Origin of the sequence: Bacillus sp. THAF10 (genome assembly GCF_009363695.1) — a bacterium.
In the GTDB taxonomy this organism is placed as follows: domain Bacteria; phylum Bacillota; class Bacilli; order Bacillales; family Bacillaceae_I; genus Sutcliffiella_A.
Map to the genome: position 1 here is coordinate 2,288,012 of NZ_CP045403.1, position 16,867 is coordinate 2,304,878.

Consider the following 16,867-nt stretch of genomic DNA (forward strand, 5'->3'; position numbering starts at 1 on the left):
CTCCCACGCAGAATAAATCTTTACTCTGTGTAGGAGTTATATTTCCACTGTATTGGCGAGCTTTACTTTTCGAAGTCCCAGCCACCATAAGAAAATCATAAAAGGCACCATATAAAGACCCCAGTACTTTTGAGATAAAATAATCATGTCGTACATCCCATGAAGAAATATTGGTATCATCAAAGAAAAGAGAATCCATACTCTTTTTTGTTTTATACTGACATGAAACTTACCCTTCCCTAAGTAATATCCCATAATAACACCAAAGAGAGCATGACTAGAAACTGGCAAAACTGCTCTTCCAAATGCGAGTTCTATCCCATTTGCAAGGAGAAACAGAATATTCTCTGCTGTAGCAAAGCCGAGGGAAACAGCAACTCCATAAACAATACCATCATAGTGTTCATCAAAGTGTATGTTCTGGTAAACTAAGTATATTAAAATGAACCATTTAAAGAATTCTTCTAAGAGTCCAGATAGGAGAAAGGCCTTTACAAACTGAGAGGTGACATGGAGCTCAAGCTCGATGATATATTGAATAAACATTAGTGGAAACACCAGTAAGACACCAAACAAGAAGATTTTAAACACATAAGTTATTGGTTCTTTTTTAAACGTATCTTTTAAGTAAAAATAAGACAATAATGCCAAACCAGGTGCAATTCCGGCGGAGAAAACTGCCAGCATACAAAAGCCTCATTTCAATCTGTTTTTTTTTATCGTATCATGTTATCGTATTTAATGAAATAAAATGTCTAAAATTTTTGGAAATTGTTTGAAATTATCGAGGTGACCAAATTTGAAAAAGAAATTGATGATTATTCATACAGGTGGAACGATTTCAATGTCAGAGGATGAACAAACCGGATCTGTATCACCTGGGAATCAAAACCCACTTATTACAAGCCCTTTAATCGTTGATGAGCATATTGAAATGGAAAGTCATGAATTGTTTAATCTCCCTTCCCCACATATTACAAGCAATCATATGTTAACGCTTACTCAATTTATCGATCAGGCTGCTGTTGAAAAAGAAATTGAAGGATTTGTCATCACTCATGGGACGGATACACTGGAAGAAACTGCTTTTTTTCTTGATTTGACGGTGCAAACACGTTTGCCCATTGTTTTAACTGGAGCCATGAGATCGAGCAATGAAATTGGTTCAGATGGCCCATATAATCTACTTTCAGCCCTAAAGGTTGCTGCAAGCCCGGAAGCTAGTAATAAAGGAGTATTGGTTGTATTAAATGATGAAATACACACAGCCAAAAACGTAACGAAGACACACACCTCCAATATCGCAACCTTTCAAAGCCCTCAATACGGACCAATTGGAATCGTAACGAAACGAGGTGTTTTTTTCCATCACTCTCCGGTAAACGAGGATAAATATCAAGTTTCTTCCATAGAAAAAAAAGTGATGCTTTTAAAAGCATATGCAGGAATGGACGCAAGCATTTTTCATTTATTAAAAGAAATGAAAGTAGATGGTGTAGTCCTTGAGGCATTAGGACAAGGAAATGTCCCTCCTAAAGCAGTGGATGGAATCAAAGCGCTGAAAGAAGCAGGCATTCCTGTTGTGATGGTTTCGCGTTGCTTTAATGGAATTGTACAGGATATCTATGGTTATGATGGCGGTGGACGGAAGCTTAAAGAGCTAGGCGTCATTTTCTCTAACGGCTTGAATGGCCAAAAAGCAAGAATAAAACTAATGATTGCCCTAGAAAGTACAACAGATACCCATAACCTTCAGAAGCTATTTCTTAAATAGCTCTTTTCTAATAAATTGTGGCTTTTACCAAGGAAAAGTCGGCTTGAAGGCTTTTTCCAACCTTAATCCAACTTCCACGAAAAGAGCACGACAGCAAGGTTGATTTCGGGTGTCTTATCTATACACAGTTGCAACAAAGTTTACGAAAACAACCCATTAATAAAGTAAAGAGCAGCGCCATTATGAGTGGGCTGCTCTTTTTTGTATACATTCGGCAATCATTCCACCATGGAAACGGCCATTTTCAATAAAGATTTCATTTGCATTGTTACCTGCTGCAATAACACCAGCAATAAAGATACCCTCCACATTTGTTTCCATTGTTTCTTCATTAAAGGAAGGTCGACCAGAATCTTCATCAATCTTTACTCCCATTTTTGTTAAAAAAGAATGGTCTGGGTGGTAGCCTATCATAGCAAAGACATAATCATTTTCAATCGTAACTTCTTCTTTTTCTTTGTTGATAAAAGTGAGTTCTTTTTGTTTTATTTCTTTAATATTAGCTTCAAATTCCATTCGAATCGTGCCATTGCGAACTAGTGCATCAAATTCAGGAAGTATCCATGGTTTTACACTAGGAGAGTAAGAAGCTCCTCGGTAGATAACCGTTACATCAGCATCCGCCTTTACCAATTCAATGGCTGCATCAACGCTTGAGTTTTTCCCTCCAAGGACTGCCACTTTTTTATGAAAGTAAGGATGACCCTCTTTAAAGTAATGCGAAACCTTCTTTAAATCAGCCCCTGGCACGTTAAGCTTATTATGGTTGTCATAGTAGCCAGTAGCGATAATGACGTTAGAAGTCACATAGCTCTCTTTAGAGGTAATGACAATAAACCTCCCGTCCTCTTGTTTCTCCACTTTCTCTACTTTTTCATAGCTGTTTATTTCAATCTCTTTACGCTTTACGACTTCCCGATAGTACGTTAAGGCCTGCATGCGGACAGGCTTTCTGTTTTCTGTAATGAATGGTACGTTTCCAATTTCAAGCTTTTCGCTTGAGCTGAAAAAGGTTTGATGTGTTGGGTAATGATAAATGGCATTTACAATATTGCCTTTTTCTATTACAAGCGGGGAATAACCTTTTTCCTTAAGGGCTATTGCTGCAGCAAGCCCGCAAGGACCTCCTCCTACGATGATGATATCTCTTTGGATCAATGTAGTTTCAACTCCGATTTAAATAATAAGGGCTCTATAATACGGCTGTAATTTTCGCAAAATGCTCCGCTTCCTTCCCGCGGGAATCAATATGCTCCAATTAACAGCTAAATACTGCTATTTAACACCATTTTGTAAAAAATATAGTCAAATATAAAATCCCCTATCCAATATGATAGGGGATTGGGTGATGATGTGCAAATTTTTAAATCCAGCCTCTGAAACGGGAGGCTTCTGCCATTTTTCGAGCACCAACCATATAAGCAGATAATCTCATATCCACTCTTCGGCTTTGAGCTGTTTCGTAAACATTGTTAAAGGATTTAACCATTACATTTTCCAGTCTTTCTTCTACTTCCTCTTCAGTCCAGTAGAAACCTTGGTTGTTTTGTACCCATTCAAAGTAAGATACCGTCACACCACCAGCACTAGCTAGCACATCAGGAACTAAAAGCACACCACGGTCTGTCAAAATTTGAGTAGCTTCAATTGTCGTTGGACCGTTAGCAGCCTCTACAACGATTTTTGCACGGATGTTGTGTGCATTATCTTCGGTAATTTGGTTTTCAATTGCTGCAGGAACTAAAATATCACATTCAAGCTCCAATAACTCTTTATTTGTAATAGTATTATTAAATAGTTTCGTTACTGTTCCAAAGCTGTCACGACGGTCTAGGAGGTAATCTATATCAAGACCATTTGGATCATATAAACCACCGTAGGCATCGGAAATTCCAACAACTTTTGCTCCTGCATCATGCATGAATTTTGCTAGGTAACTTCCAGCATTTCCGAAGCCTTGAACGACAACACGTGCTCCTTCAATGCTGATGCCTTTCTTTTTTGCTGCTTCTCGTATACAAATGGTTACCCCTTTTGCTGTTGCAGATTCTCTACCATGAGAACCTCCTAATACTAAAGGTTTACCAGTAATAAATCCAGGAGAGTTAAATTCATCAATTCTGCTATATTCATCCATCATCCAAGCCATAATTTGCGAGTTAGTGAATACGTCAGGTGCTGGAATATCCTTTGTCGGTCCTACAATCTGACTAATCGCACGTACATATCCTCGGCTTAGTCTTTCCAATTCACGGAAGGACATTTCACGCGGATCACATACTATACCGCCTTTCCCTCCTCCATAAGGAAGGTCCACAATACCACATTTTAAACTCATCCAGATAGAAAGAGCTTTCACTTCTTTTTCCGTAACGTTTGGATGAAAACGAATGCCACCTTTTGTAGGTCCGACAGCGTCATTGTGCTGAGCACGGTACCCCGTAAAGATTTTGACAGAGCCATCATCCATTCTTACTGGAATTTTCACGGTAAGTAAACGCATTGGTTCTTTTAGCAGTTCATAAACTTCTTCAGGATAGCCTAGCCTCTCTAATGCTTTATGTATCACAACTTGTGTCGATTTCAATACATCTAACTTATCTTCGTTAGAGTTTTTCTGTTCATTGCTTTTTTCGGCTACCATAAGTAAACCTCCTAGATTGTCTCACAATAGTAATATAAAAATAGTCCATCTTCATGACATAGTATACACCTTCCGTACTCTTATGCAAAGATAGAAAATAAACTTTTATTGAAAAAATGAAACCGTTTACAAAAAGTAGGAATTCTCTGAAAATACAAACAACCCATGACACCCAAATATCCAGTGCATAGGTTGTTGTTTTACCCAAAATAAGTAATCAATTGCTTCATCGCATTTTCTTTCATTATTGTCTTCCCATACTCTTCAATTCTATGAGTCGTCATTGTTGAAGGCGTCCCATACTCGGATAAAAGAGCAATCATAGTATCAATTTCTAAACCCAAATCCAATTGTTCCTCAAATAACAGATAAAACATACCTTCGTAGGAAAAAATTGTTCCACCATTCACCTGAAAACTCTTTAGCCTTTTAGCTAAATCAATAAGATGATCAAAGGATTGAAACACATAGAATAACTCTTGACTTTCATCTACTGTAACTTGCATTTCAATATATTCTTCACTAAATTCATCATCCATGTCTTCTTCATCAGAAGAGGTCACAATCACGACCATCCCCTGTGCTTGTAAGGCATATACCTCGACATTGATGGAGCCATTTACTTCAAAGCCAAGTTCCTCACTTGCCTCATCAATCATATCCCGAAACAGCTGGTGAACTTTATGCGAATCCTTCCAGAGATCCTCTTTCGTCAACCCACGCTCTTCCAAGTCATCAAATGTAAGGAAAATCTTAATCTTATTATAGTTTAAGCGTTCCAGCCGCATGAAAGACTCCTCCCAACCATTACACCCGCTAGCTTCTTACATTTTATGAAAAAGTAATCCGGTTGGTTCTTGACGAACTGGCAGAAACTTATATTAATTCACTCTAACTCTTAACCACTCTTCCCATTCCTTCATAGAACTGCCGATTAAATGTTTCTGATACGCTGTTTTCTTTGCTTGTGACATCATATCAACCGCATGTCCACCTAATCCGATGATGAGGTCTTTATATTGCTGACCTAATTTATCAACAAGTTCCAAGGTTTTAGGCAGGTTGCTTGAAAGCGTGCAAGATAAAAAGAGAAATTTAGGCTTCACTTCTTCCAATACGATGTGAATATCATCATCAGCGATACTTGTACCTAAATAGATGGTTTCAAAACCCTTCCTTCTTACAAAAAGTGTGTAGATTAATAAGCCGAGCTCATGCCATTCTCCAGGTCCGCATACCGAAACGGTTTTAGGTAAAAATCCATTAACAGGTAACCCGTGTAAAATGATTCCAATTCGCGAGCGTAAAAAAGCAGAAGCAAAATGTTCATGAGCACTTGTAATTTCATTCTTTTCCCACATATCACCTATTTTTACTAAAAGCGTCCCAAGAATATCTACCAATACTTTATCAACGGAATAGAGGCTAAAAATTCTATCCATTAACTCGTGGGCAGTACCCTCATCAAACTCCAAGAGTGCAGAAAGAAGCTGGTGTAACAAGTCTGAGGAAAGGTCCTCCTGTTTATCGTTGGCGCTCGCAGTATCAGCATCTATTAGAGCATAATTATTTTTCTCTAACAATGCTACTGCTTGACTAATGGTAAAGCCTTTGTTTACTTTTTGGATGAGCCATGTGAGAATTCTCATATGCTCCTCGGTATATAGACGGTGACCAGACTCATTTCTTACAGGAGCAATGATTTGATATCTGCGTTCCCATGCCCGAAGCGTACCTGGTTGTATACCTAATTTTTTTGATGCTGCTTTAATATTGTACTTGCCTTCATTATTTGCCATACGAATCCCTTTCTTCCATAACATAATCCTTACCATGGATTATATAAAAAGAAAGCCGCTGTGTAAATTTTGGATAGGTTTTGAATAACATTATAAGAACATAAAAACACCTGCTGTTTAAACAGGTGCATACTTAATCCTTATTTTGTCGTTATTTTTATCAAGTGGGTTTCAGGCTCCGCTCCTAATCTAAAAGGAACAAGGGTAGTTCCAAAACCATTGCTTACAAGTAACGTTGTGTGGGAGAGGTGTTTAATGCCTCCCTTTTCATGAGGACCAAATCCAAAGATTCTTATCTGTCCTCCATGGGTATGACCGGAAAGTACTAAGCTAATCCCTGCTTCTTTTGAGAACTTCGTTACTATTTGAGGTTCATGACTTATTAAGATTTTAAAGCTGTCATCACTAGTATTTTCCATCGCGAGATCCAGTCTATCTCGTTGATGTACAAGGTCATCCACTCCAATAAGCTCTAACTTATCTCCTGCTTCTGATTCAAATAAATAACTACTGTTATCAAGAATCTTCACTCCATTTTGGAGTAGCAGTGCATCGAGCTCATGATAATCTATTTCATAATCATTGTTGCCCCAGACAAAAAACGTTAGACCGAGTTGTTTTAACTTGTTAATATTTTCTGACACCCGCTCAAGAGGAACATTTTTCTCTGTAAGGTCTCCTCCAATAATGACCACATCTACTTTATCTTTTATGCTGTCGATAAAGCTTTCTGAAATAGACCGTTTATGAATATCAGAAATAAAAAAAATAGTAACACTACCAAAGCTTTTTGGAAACTCCGGAAATGACAAGGTATGTTTTTTTATATTTTCTTGTTTTGCTAACTGATACATGTATAAGAGCAGTATTAAACCTAGAACTCCTATCGCAAAGGCAACAAGTGTCAATATCATTAGATAACTTCCCCTTTATGGCAAGAACTTTTCTCTAAACGGTACTATACCACAATGGCAGCATCCCCTGCTACAATCCTTACTTCGTTTCATGATAGAGGTTAATATCAAATTGTTTTTTCATCATATCAAATACCTGATGCCTTTGCTTCCAATCACTTGGAATTGGCCAGTAATCATCACTTCGACGAATTAATTCCTTCCTAAGTTCATGATACTCTTTTTCTGATTTGTCTTTTTTGTAAAGAAGGTATTTTATCATTCCAAGCTGAAAACCAATAAACATAACCACCCAAAAGTGAATGGAACGATCAAAAAAATAAGAGAACCCGTTTGCTGCTGAGTACGCATTTTGTACGATAAAAATGTAGATATACATAATAAAGATCCCAAGTGTCACACAGCATGCTATGCGCCACCTGTATTCTCTTTTTTTAAATCCATCAAACTTTCTTTTTTTTTCGACTAACAGCTGGAGTGTTCGTTTTGTCGCCTCGTCTGTATGATGGTTTAGTGAACTTATCGTTGGTTCCATCTTCATCCCTTCTTTCATCCCAATCCTATTAGTACACTATGCTTTAATGGGACAATCTATGATTGAGGAATAGACACAAAAAAAGGCGCTCAACATCTTGAGCACCTTCTTTATTATTATCTATTCTTTGGAATTATCAACGTTTGACCCACATTAACTTGTCCATTTGTTAAGTTATTATGATCGATAATGATTTGTTCTCCCTCTCTTGATCCATAGTATTTCATAGATATTCGATAAAGGGTTTCATTTTCTTGTACAAGATGCTCTATATATTCAACGTTCGATTCTTGATGAGCTTCCTCTTCCACTTCTTCTGTTGACGTTTCTGATTCTTCTTCAGATTCAGTGACGGTCTCGTTGCTAGTAGTTGTTTCCGTTTCTTCTTGTGAGGATTTATTATTTGTATCAGTATCGCTAACAGTAGTTACTTCGTCTTCAACATCATTACTTTCCTTCACAGGTTCTTCCTCGGTGTCTTGAATATCTTCCTCTTTCGACTGATCCGTTTCAGCTGCTGCTGTCACCGGCATGGAAATTGGCTCTACATTCTTTACAGGTGGTGTAAATAGCTTACTTAACACATTGGAGTCCTGGCCATTAAAGTGGATGGCCAAGATCGTGATAGGAATAAGTAAGAAAAGGATCCCCATTAAGCGAACAAACGGAAAACTCACCTTCCATTTGGTTTTGGTGGATTTTCTATGTTTGTGCGCATGTAGTTCACTTCTAGAAGGTAGCCTTTCTGCTTCTCTTTGTACTTCTTCCCTTAATCCATCTGCCTGGTCATATCCTTTATTACTGTTCATTCTGTCCACTCCTATTTTCATCACGCTCTTCTTGTATAGAAGGCCGATTATAAATTCCGTTTTGTTTCCTTAAATAATCTATTCTTATTTTCACAGCCAACAAAGCATCAATTAAGAAATGAGCCCAAATTGTTACAAGGAGATTGTTGGTCCATTCATAAATCACACCTAAAAGAAAACTAACAACTAGAACTGATAAAAATAGAAACCACTTATTCAAATAACGTATATGAAGGATTGCAAAAAGAACACTTGCAATCCAGATACCTGCATGAGTCTGAATCACCCCTCGGAATAATAGCTCCTCAGATACCGAAATGATAAATGCTAGCCAAAGGATATGAGGAATGGTTCTAGTTTGAAACATCTTCTCATTAATTCCACCATCATCAAAGAGCTCTTTTGAGGCAAATTTCATCACCATGATATCCAAAAGAACAACGGTGAATGCTAGTGCTGTACCTAGTACAAAAATGTCCCAAACATGCCATTGCAGGATCCCAATAAAAGCTCTATAGTCGTCAAAGAGGAAAAATGCTGCTATGATGCCTAATACTAAAAACACAAGCTGTGATAAGTATAGGTGAAAAAGAAGCTCTTTTGGTGACATTTGTTTTACTAATTCTGCTTGATTATTTTTCACGGTTCAACTTCCTGCCAACATATCGTTTTTAAAAGGTCACGCCATTTCATTTGCACGTTTTTCCCACGTTCTTCCCTTTCCTTGTGAAAATAGTGTGTTAGTTCTAACCCACATCTATCACAACATTTCATAGGGCTTGAATTCATTATTTCATCAAAATAACTTAATAATTGCTTCCTTCTACAATCAGTGGAATCAATCCAACCGTTAAAAAATTCCAACTTCTCTAATTTAGAAATCGTACGACTCTCTATATTACCTGAAAGTAATGCCATAAAGGAGGAGAATGATGTTTGAGTAAGTGGTCCAAGCTTTTCAAGGATAACATCCAGCTGATATTTTAAATACCGACAGTGTGCTTCTTGATCTGGAAACCTTTGAATCCACTCCTTCAAAAGGGACTCAGGAGCTTCCGTGATTTCCTCCTCGCCAGTCAATAGCTCTTGCAAAATGTTCTGAACCCACGCAGGGTCTGGCAGTTCATTTTCTATCATAAAAGCTGGCATTCTATAATCCTCTGCGCTTCTTAGAAGAATGGCGATACTCTCCGCTCCACCTCTACCTGCCCGACCAATTTCCTGCACGTATGACTCTAGCTGGGTTGGTTGATGATAATGAATGACATAGCGTACATTTGTTTTATTTATTCCCATTCCAAATGCACTTGTACAGAGGATAATGTCTAGCTGATCTAAAATAAATTGTTGCTGCAATAGAATTCTTTGTTCCTGCGGTAAACCTGCATGATAAAAAGCAATTTTGTTCACCCCTTGTTCCTCTAGAAAAGCACAAACCTCCTCTGCCTTTGTCCGGCTTGAAAAATAAACAATCCCCGGAGACTGCAGATTTTGCACTAGTTCCAATAGCCTGTCACGCTTATCAACGTTACTTTCTACCTCTTCTACTTGCAGTGCTATGTTTGGTCTGTCAAGAGAGTGGATATGCTTGATGGGATTTTTCATACACAAAATAGTCTTCATGTCCTCAAGCACCGCGAAGGTTGCTGTTGCTGTTAGTGCGAGGACAGGGGGAGAGCCAAGTGCTTCTTTTACTCTCCCCAGCTTTAAATAATCGGTACGAAAATCATGCCCCCACTGAGAAACACAATGTGCTTCATCTACAACAAAAAGCGCAATTCTTAATGCCTGCAATTTTTTCATCCATTTATCCACCTGCAACATCTCAGGAGAAACAAAGATAAATTTGAAATTAAAAAGGTCTTCACGTAGCAGTCGCTCTTTTTCTTGGTACGTAAGAAAGGAATTTATGGCAATTACACTTTTCTCTCCTTGTGCTTTAAACTGCTGAACTTGGTCTTCCATTAGAGATAGAAGTGGTGAGACAATGACAACCGAACCTTCCAGTCCGTAAGCAGCAAGACGATAACAAAGGGATTTACCTCCTCCTGTTGGGAGAAGGGCCATGACATCCTTTTTGTGAAGAACATCCTCTATGATTTCCTTTTGTCCTGACTTAAAAGAAGAAAATCCAGTCTTAGCTAGTAACAGTTTTTCTAGATCCATTGTTATCCTCCATTCTCGTCAGTACGAGTCTGATTTGGAAATAGGAGATTGTCTCATTTTGCAATTCGCTTTTAATCTTTCTAAGCTGATGAGTCTGACACTTATCAATGACTGTTTTTATTTCAGCTATCTCCTCATCAGAAACATACGGCAGAATGGAAAATCCTTTTTTTTGCATTGCTAGCTCGACAATGTGGTCCTCAATGGTGCTGATTTTCAAGCTCCTAGCTTGTGCAATTTCAAAAAGAGAAAAGCCCATTTTTAAATAATGTAACGTTTTTTGTGTTGTTTCTGTAAGATGAGGACGTGACAGTAAATCTCTACATATAGAAAAAAGTATCGGGAAAGAGGTTATCGCCTCTTTTTGTTCAAGTATTTGAACAAAATAATGAAGTACACTTAAAAATTGAATTTGAATCCATACAGGATCCTTTTGTAAGAGCTTGGCTAGCTGTGAGAGCGTTAATCCCGCCCGCTGATACCCTGACAACTGAAGCACCAAAACCTCTGACTGTAGAGTGGGGACCTGCTCTAGTATCGTTGACGTTTCTTCATATAAGACGTCAAGAAGCTGTTTTTTCGTTTTGCCTCGATACTGGAGAAGAAAACCCTTTACCCAGCTTTGTACAGGTTCGTCGTATGTAATAGGGATAAAAGATTTTTCATTTCCTTCTAGATTAGACAGGGTTTGAATCAGCAATGCATACCTTTCCCAAAACTTTGCACTGCTATCTTTGTATCTGTAACCATTTAAATATGGATCAAGAGGAAAGCGAGAGGCATTTTCCGTTAAGGTTAATTTCCCAATATGTGTGAGCCGATAGTGTCCAACTTCGACCTCTTTTATCATTTCAGCATGTTCTAAGTTATAGATGGTGTTTTCAAGAAATTCTCGTTGCATTTCTGGGAATACTCCATACAATAGCTGTAAGGAAAAAATGTTTGTGTCCTGAATCGTTTGCGAAGATTTTTTCCCTCGGAAAAGATGATAAATTGCAGAAATACTTCTTTCTCCTCGAAAGGATTGGATACAAAACAAACATAAATATTCAAAGGATTTCATCAAAATTCTACACCTTTCTTCCCCTAAAGACATTTTATCAAAAATTTGTCACTTGCGACATGTTTATCCCATCTTTTCCTCGGGTACTCTAACGATATGTGCAGAAACCCTTGTATGATAAGCATTCTCAATGACTTTCCTATTGAAATGTTGAGAAAACAGCTTTACAATATGTAGTATGAGGTACACTTTTTCAACCATTTATTGGAATAACGAAAAAGTTCATCCTATGGACTAGTTACAAAATTGGGAGGTTTTTTCATGGCAAAGTATACGATTGTTGACAAAGATACTTGTATCGCTTGCGGTGCATGTGGCGCTGCAGCACCAGACATTTACGACTACGATGATGAGGGTATTGCATTTGTAACCCTTGATGACAACCAAGGTATTGTTGAAATTCCAGATGTTCTTGAAGAAGATATGATGGATGCGTTTGAAGGATGTCCTACAGACTCCATCAAAATTGCTGACGAGCCATTCGATGGCGACGCACTAAAATTTGAATAGTACACAAAAACCGTGAACCATCCTGGTCCACGGTTTTTTTCTATTTATATATTTTTCACTTCAAGCTGACGGTTCATCCAAACTGCTAATTTTTTATAAACAATCAAGAATAACACCGTAACAATTAATCCTTTTATAATATTAAACGGAAGAATTCCAGTTACCACTAACTTAATGACATCAGCGGAAGTTCCGAATGGAATTCCCAGAAAGTACGTAAATGCAGGTAAAAATACAAAATAATTGAGGATGCTCATTAACAGTGCCATAGAAAACGTTCCTGTAATAAGGCCAATTCCTAACCCTTTTGTGGAACGAATTTTATTAAATACGAAGTAAGTTGGCAAGATAAATAGCAATCCAGCAGTAAAATTAGCGAGCTGTCCGACAGGAACTCCCGTTAAACTCCCTTGAGCAATATAATGCAAGATATTTTTTATTGCTTCTACGGTAATTCCGGCAACTGGTCCAAATAGAATAGCTGCAAGTAAAGCGGGTACATCACTAAAGTCTACCGATAAAAATGGAGGTAAAAGCGGTAGAGGAAAACTCAGCCACATAAGCATGTAGGATATCCCACTTAACATCCCCACTGTTACCATTTTTTTGATGCGTTTTGATTGATTCATTCTTCTCTCTCCTTTTTAATGGAGATCCACCTCGTACAAAGAAGAGAATTCAAGTAGCTGCTTACTATTGATGACACAAAAAAACCGTTTGTTATCGAAACAAACGGGAACTTTTGAAGGCATCAACAAACAAGCGTTAAAATATATAAATTTTAACAGCCTTGAACCTCCATCTTCTCCCATCCAGACTATACTGTCGGCTTTGGAATCACACCAAATCCTGCCCCCATAAGAAGGCTCGCGGGCTTAGAGATACTTTCCTCATCACCGCCGGTCGGGAATTTCACCCTGCCCCGAAGATAGATCATATTTAGTTACGACTTTATTATACTCAAAAAATAGTAAAAAGGGAAGAGAAATGAATAACTACTCATTTTATATAGGGAAAACGCAACAATAAGCGCTTACAAAGGTATGACCTTTCCTTTTCTTATTGACACTAACGCGTTAAGATGTTAAATTATCAGAAATTTTATGAAATATGGAGGTTTTGCCACAATGTTTCATGTGTTAGTTGCTGATGCTATAAGTGCGGATGGGCTCGCTCCATTATTAAGCGCAGAAAATGTAAAAGTATATCGAAATAAAGAAAATTACCCTTCTGAAGATATTCATGCCCTGTTAGTTAGAAGTGCTACTAACGTAGATGATGAACTTCTAAATAGTCTTCCTAACCTTCAGGTAGTTGCAAGAGCTGGTGTTGGTGTAGACAATATTGATATTCAGGCAGCTACCAAACGTGGGGTGGTGGTCATTAATGCTCCTGATGGAAATACCATTTCCACGGCTGAACATACATTTGCGATGATCTCTTCATTGGTCCGCCACATCCCCCAAGCAAATATGAATGTGAAAGGTTCTGAATGGAATAGGAAAAAATATATCGGAACAGAATTGTTTGGAAAAACACTTGGGATTGTTGGGTTTGGAAGAATCGGTAGTGAAATTGCCAAACGAGCGAAAGCCTTCCAAATGAAGGTGGTCGTATATGATCCATTTTTAACAGAAAACAGGGCAGAAAAGTTAAATGTTACTTCCCTTTCCCTACCTGAGGTTATGTCTTGTGCTGATATCATTACTGTGCATACTCCCTTAACAAAGGATACAAAAGGATTATTCAACAAAGAAACGATTCCACAACTAAAAAAGGGAGTCTATTTGGTCAATTGTGCACGTGGGGGAATAATTGAAGAAGAGGCTCTATTGAACAATTTAAATAGTGGACATGTGGCAGGTGCCGCTTTAGATGTGTTTGAGGTGGAACCACCAACCAACTATAATCTCATTCAGCACGAAAGAGTCATAGTGACTCCGCACCTTGGGGCATCGACGAAAGAAGCACAATATAATGTTGCCTTTCAGGTCTCTAAGGATGTGCTAGCCTATTTAAATGGCGAATCTGTTCATACAAGTATCAACCTACCAACCATTCCAAAAGAAGTTTACCAAAAAATCCAACCGTTCTATCAGCTGGGAAAAACAGTTGGTTCTATTCTTTCTCAAGCCATGAAAACACCTGTGGAAGATATTACTGCTACTTATGCAGGAAAAATCACGGAGTGGGAAACCTCTATTTTGACTAAAAGTATTATTGCTGGATTCTTGAGAAATCGAGTAGATACTACGGTCAATGAAGTGAATGCAGCTACAATAGCGAAAGAACGGGGAATTTCTTATGGAGAAAAGCATACGGATGAAAGTCACGGGTACTCAAACATCATTCAAGTCGAGGCAAATGGCAAAGATATAAACATGGTTGTACGCGCCACATTTATTGATGGGTATGGTGCTAGGATTGTGCATATGAATGGCTTTGACATCGACTTTGCACCAAGCGGTCACCTATTATATGTGCAGCACAAAGATCGACCTGGAGTAATTGGCCAGCTCGGAAATATTTTCGGGAAGCATGAAACAAATATTGCCACCATGCATGTGGGACGAATGCTTCAAGGTGGAAAAGCTGTCATGATGCTATCTTTTGACCAACCTATCGATAGAAAACTCGTTGATGAAATTCTTCTTATACCGGACATTTCATCTGCAATTACTTTAGATTTATAAGGAGGATGTCGGCTAACACCGATTTTAGAAATCGATACATTAGCTTGGCATGAACTTAGGGGTTTTTGTCGTGACCTCGAGGCATTTCGGCATCAACTCTACTCTTTTTCAGACGAACGTGTTAAAATCCGTCTAAAACATCGTTAATTTATTGCAAAAGTTCAAAAAACCGTGAGGAAAATCATTTTCCTCACGGTTTTATTTGGATTATTACAAATTCCTAGCTAGATTAGTCCAAAAGGGGTTACTTCAGTAGTTATTATCCCAATTCGTGTTCTGTTCGCTCTCCTTTAGAGAACGTCATAATTTTAGAATAACCAACGGACTTTGCCAACTCAATTGCCTTGTCATAATCTGCCCCTACGTGCTCTGGAACATGTGCATCTGAGGATAGAACAATCGGTACACCTTTCTCATAACACATTTGCAAAAGCCTTTTATCAGGATAAAGCTCCCCTACTGGCTTTCTGAGACCTGCGGTACTAATCTCTACACATGTCTTAGAATCTGATAACGCTGAGGCTGCACGGTCATATTGCTCTAACAAAAAAGATTCATCTTCCGGTACATACTTGAAAATTTTCACCAAATCTAAATGTCCGATAATATCGAACAAATTTGACTGTGCTAACGTAACTACTTGATCAAAGTACTTGGTGTAAACTTCATATGTATCTCGAAGGTCCCACTCTTTTCTAAACTCCGCTAAATCAATCCCAAAGTCCTCTACCCAATGTATAGAACCGATCACATAATCAAAAGGATAAGCGTCGATAAACCTCTTCATTTCTGCATGCTTTCCAGGAGTATAGTCCATTTCAATTGACATTTTCACAGGGATATTTTCATTCCATGCCTCATGGAAGAGCTTTAGGTAATCTTGCATATCATAATATCTTCGTTCTTCCATCCAAGGATTACTTATGATATCCTTCGTTTGATAAAAATGATAGGCGTGTTCAGAAATCCCAAACTCCTCTATCCCTTTTTGACGTGCCATTGTCGTAAACTTCTTTAAATAGTCTAATGTAAGTGTTCCTCGCTCTAAATGATTATGATAGTCTGTCAGCAAAGCCTGTTCACCCTCTCCTCATTTGTTGCTTATTATACTACCTTAAGGAGAGTTTGTGGACACTTTATTTCAATACATTATAAAAGCGCTTATATTACTGAGCAGTATATCCTCCGTCCATCACAACTGCCTGTCCAGTTACCCCTTTTGCTTTATCACTCGCTAAAAATAACGCATAATCTGCAATTTCATCTACCGATAATAGCCTTTTTTGTGGGACAAGAGGATAAATTACTTGTTCTAACGCTTTTTCTAATGGGATATTCCTCGTGTTTGCTAAATCTTGTAGTTGATTGCGGACAAGGGGTGTATCTACATAACCTGGGCATAGAGCATTTACGGTAATTCCATGTTCGGCTCCTTCAAGCGCAGCAACTTTTGTTAATCCAACTACACCATGCTTAGCGCTATTGTACCCTGCTTTTCCCGCAAAACCTATGAGTCCGTTAATGGAAGCCATATTTAATATTCGTCCAAAGCCATTCTTTTTCATTATAGGAAAAACGTGTTTGGTCGCAATAAATGGTGCAATTAGCATGATTTTTAAAAGAAGCTCATATTTTTCAGTCGAAAATTCCTCGATAGGAGCTACATGCTGCATACCTGCATTATTGATTAATATATCAAGAGATCCGAAATGCTTGTTTGTTTTATCTAGTGCGACTTTTACTTCTTCTTCATTTGTGACATCACACTTCACACCAAATACTTCATGGCCTTTGCCACTTAGCTCCTTTACTGCTTTTTCAATTCCTTCTTCATTGATATCTGAGATGGCAACCTTTGCTCCGTTTTCGGCAAATCGCTCTCCGATTTCATAACCTATCCCTTGTGCTGCACCTGTGATAAAAACGACTTTGTTTTCTACCATGTTTCCAACCTCCAGTT

17 protein-coding genes and 1 riboswitch are annotated in these 16,867 nt (G+C 38.2%); of the genes, 3 read left to right on the forward strand and 14 right to left on the reverse strand.

Going from position 1 to position 16,867, the window contains the following annotated elements; genetic code table 11:
- Positions 1-36 precede the first annotated feature (36 nt).
- Positions 37-687, reverse strand: coding sequence for a glutamic-type intramembrane protease PrsW (gene prsW / locus FIU87_RS11945; protein WP_152444807.1), 651 nt, complete (start codon positions 685-687; stop codon positions 37-39).
- 127 nt (positions 688-814) lie between these two features.
- On the opposite strand from prsW, the gene FIU87_RS11950 reads away from it, so the two are divergent.
- On the forward strand, positions 815-1,774 hold the full coding sequence (locus FIU87_RS11950) for an asparaginase (protein WP_152446532.1): 960 nt from the start codon (positions 815-817) through the stop codon (positions 1,772-1,774).
- Positions 1,775-1,954: 180 nt separating this feature from the next.
- Here FIU87_RS11950 and FIU87_RS11955 read toward each other — a convergent pair whose 3' ends face one another.
- The 10 genes from FIU87_RS11955 to FIU87_RS12000 all read right to left on the reverse strand — a co-directional run bounded on the left by FIU87_RS11955 (position 1,955) and on the right by FIU87_RS12000 (position 11,704).
- Positions 1,955-2,932: a YpdA family putative bacillithiol disulfide reductase gene (locus tag FIU87_RS11955; RefSeq protein ID WP_152444808.1), complete on the reverse strand. Its 978-nt coding sequence runs from the start codon at positions 2,930-2,932 to the stop codon at positions 1,955-1,957.
- Between the two features lie 205 nt (positions 2,933-3,137).
- Positions 3,138-4,418: a Glu/Leu/Phe/Val family dehydrogenase gene (locus FIU87_RS11960; RefSeq protein WP_152444809.1), complete on the reverse strand. Its 1,281-nt coding sequence runs from the start codon at positions 4,416-4,418 to the stop codon at positions 3,138-3,140.
- Positions 4,419-4,618: 200 nt separating this feature from the next.
- Positions 4,619-5,206 (reverse strand): genetic competence negative regulator, encoded by a 588-nt coding sequence (locus FIU87_RS11965; protein WP_152444810.1) that lies wholly within the window; start codon positions 5,204-5,206, stop codon positions 4,619-4,621.
- A 93-nt stretch (positions 5,207-5,299) separates the two neighbouring features.
- Positions 5,300-6,217 carry a MerR family transcriptional regulator gene (locus FIU87_RS11970; protein WP_152446533.1) on the reverse strand — a complete coding sequence of 306 codons (918 nt, stop codon included), beginning with the start codon at positions 6,215-6,217 and terminating at the stop codon, positions 5,300-5,302.
- A gap of 140 nt (positions 6,218-6,357) precedes the next feature.
- Positions 6,358-7,131 carry a metallophosphoesterase gene (locus FIU87_RS11975; RefSeq protein ID WP_152444811.1) on the reverse strand — a complete coding sequence of 258 codons (774 nt, stop codon included), beginning with the start codon at positions 7,129-7,131 and terminating at the stop codon, positions 6,358-6,360.
- Between the two features lie 79 nt (positions 7,132-7,210).
- Positions 7,211-7,672, reverse strand: coding sequence for a DUF2663 family protein (locus FIU87_RS11980; protein WP_172971044.1), 462 nt, complete (start codon positions 7,670-7,672; stop codon positions 7,211-7,213).
- 110 nt (positions 7,673-7,782) lie between these two features.
- Positions 7,783-8,475 carry a LysM peptidoglycan-binding domain-containing protein gene (locus tag FIU87_RS11985; RefSeq protein WP_172971045.1) on the reverse strand — a complete coding sequence of 231 codons (693 nt, stop codon included), beginning with the start codon at positions 8,473-8,475 and terminating at the stop codon, positions 7,783-7,785.
- Positions 8,465-9,118 carry a CPBP family intramembrane glutamic endopeptidase gene (locus tag FIU87_RS11990; protein ID WP_253905401.1) on the reverse strand — a complete coding sequence of 218 codons (654 nt, stop codon included), beginning with the start codon at positions 9,116-9,118 and terminating at the stop codon, positions 8,465-8,467. Before FIU87_RS11990 ends, FIU87_RS11985 begins: the two co-directional genes overlap by 11 nt.
- On the reverse strand, positions 9,115-10,641 hold the full coding sequence (locus tag FIU87_RS11995) for a RecQ family ATP-dependent DNA helicase (protein WP_152444814.1): 1,527 nt from the start codon (positions 10,639-10,641) through the stop codon (positions 9,115-9,117). Before FIU87_RS11995 ends, FIU87_RS11990 begins: the two co-directional genes overlap by 4 nt.
- Positions 10,613-11,704 carry a YpbB family protein gene (locus FIU87_RS12000; protein WP_216647463.1) on the reverse strand — a complete coding sequence of 364 codons (1,092 nt, stop codon included), beginning with the start codon at positions 11,702-11,704 and terminating at the stop codon, positions 10,613-10,615. Before FIU87_RS12000 ends, FIU87_RS11995 begins: the two co-directional genes overlap by 29 nt.
- A 261-nt stretch (positions 11,705-11,965) precedes the next feature.
- Here FIU87_RS12000 and FIU87_RS12005 point away from each other — a divergent pair, with 261 nt between their 5' ends.
- Complete coding sequence (locus FIU87_RS12005; RefSeq protein WP_010194489.1) at positions 11,966-12,214, forward strand: ferredoxin; 249 nt, start codon at positions 11,966-11,968, stop codon at positions 12,212-12,214.
- A 44-nt stretch (positions 12,215-12,258) separates the two neighbouring features.
- On the opposite strand, the gene FIU87_RS12010 is transcribed toward FIU87_RS12005, so the two are convergent.
- Positions 12,259-12,843 (reverse strand): ECF transporter S component, encoded by a 585-nt coding sequence (locus FIU87_RS12010; protein ID WP_152444816.1) that lies wholly within the window; start codon positions 12,841-12,843, stop codon positions 12,259-12,261.
- A 167-nt stretch (positions 12,844-13,010) separates the two neighbouring features.
- A riboswitch (FMN riboswitch) is annotated at positions 13,011-13,148 on the reverse strand.
- 193 nt (positions 13,149-13,341) lie between these two features.
- On the opposite strand from FIU87_RS12010, the gene serA reads away from it, so the two are divergent.
- On the forward strand, positions 13,342-14,907 hold the full coding sequence (gene serA, locus FIU87_RS12015) for a phosphoglycerate dehydrogenase (protein WP_152444817.1): 1,566 nt from the start codon (positions 13,342-13,344) through the stop codon (positions 14,905-14,907).
- Between the two features lie 259 nt (positions 14,908-15,166).
- Here serA and FIU87_RS12020 read toward each other — a convergent pair whose 3' ends face one another.
- Entirely contained in the window at positions 15,167-15,979 is an 813-nt protein-coding gene (locus FIU87_RS12020) for a histidinol-phosphatase (RefSeq protein WP_152444818.1), read from the reverse strand.
- A gap of 94 nt (positions 15,980-16,073) precedes the next feature.
- Positions 16,074-16,850 (reverse strand): 3-hydroxybutyrate dehydrogenase, encoded by a 777-nt coding sequence (locus tag FIU87_RS12025; protein WP_152444819.1) that lies wholly within the window; start codon positions 16,848-16,850, stop codon positions 16,074-16,076.
- Positions 16,851-16,867 lie beyond the last annotated feature (17 nt).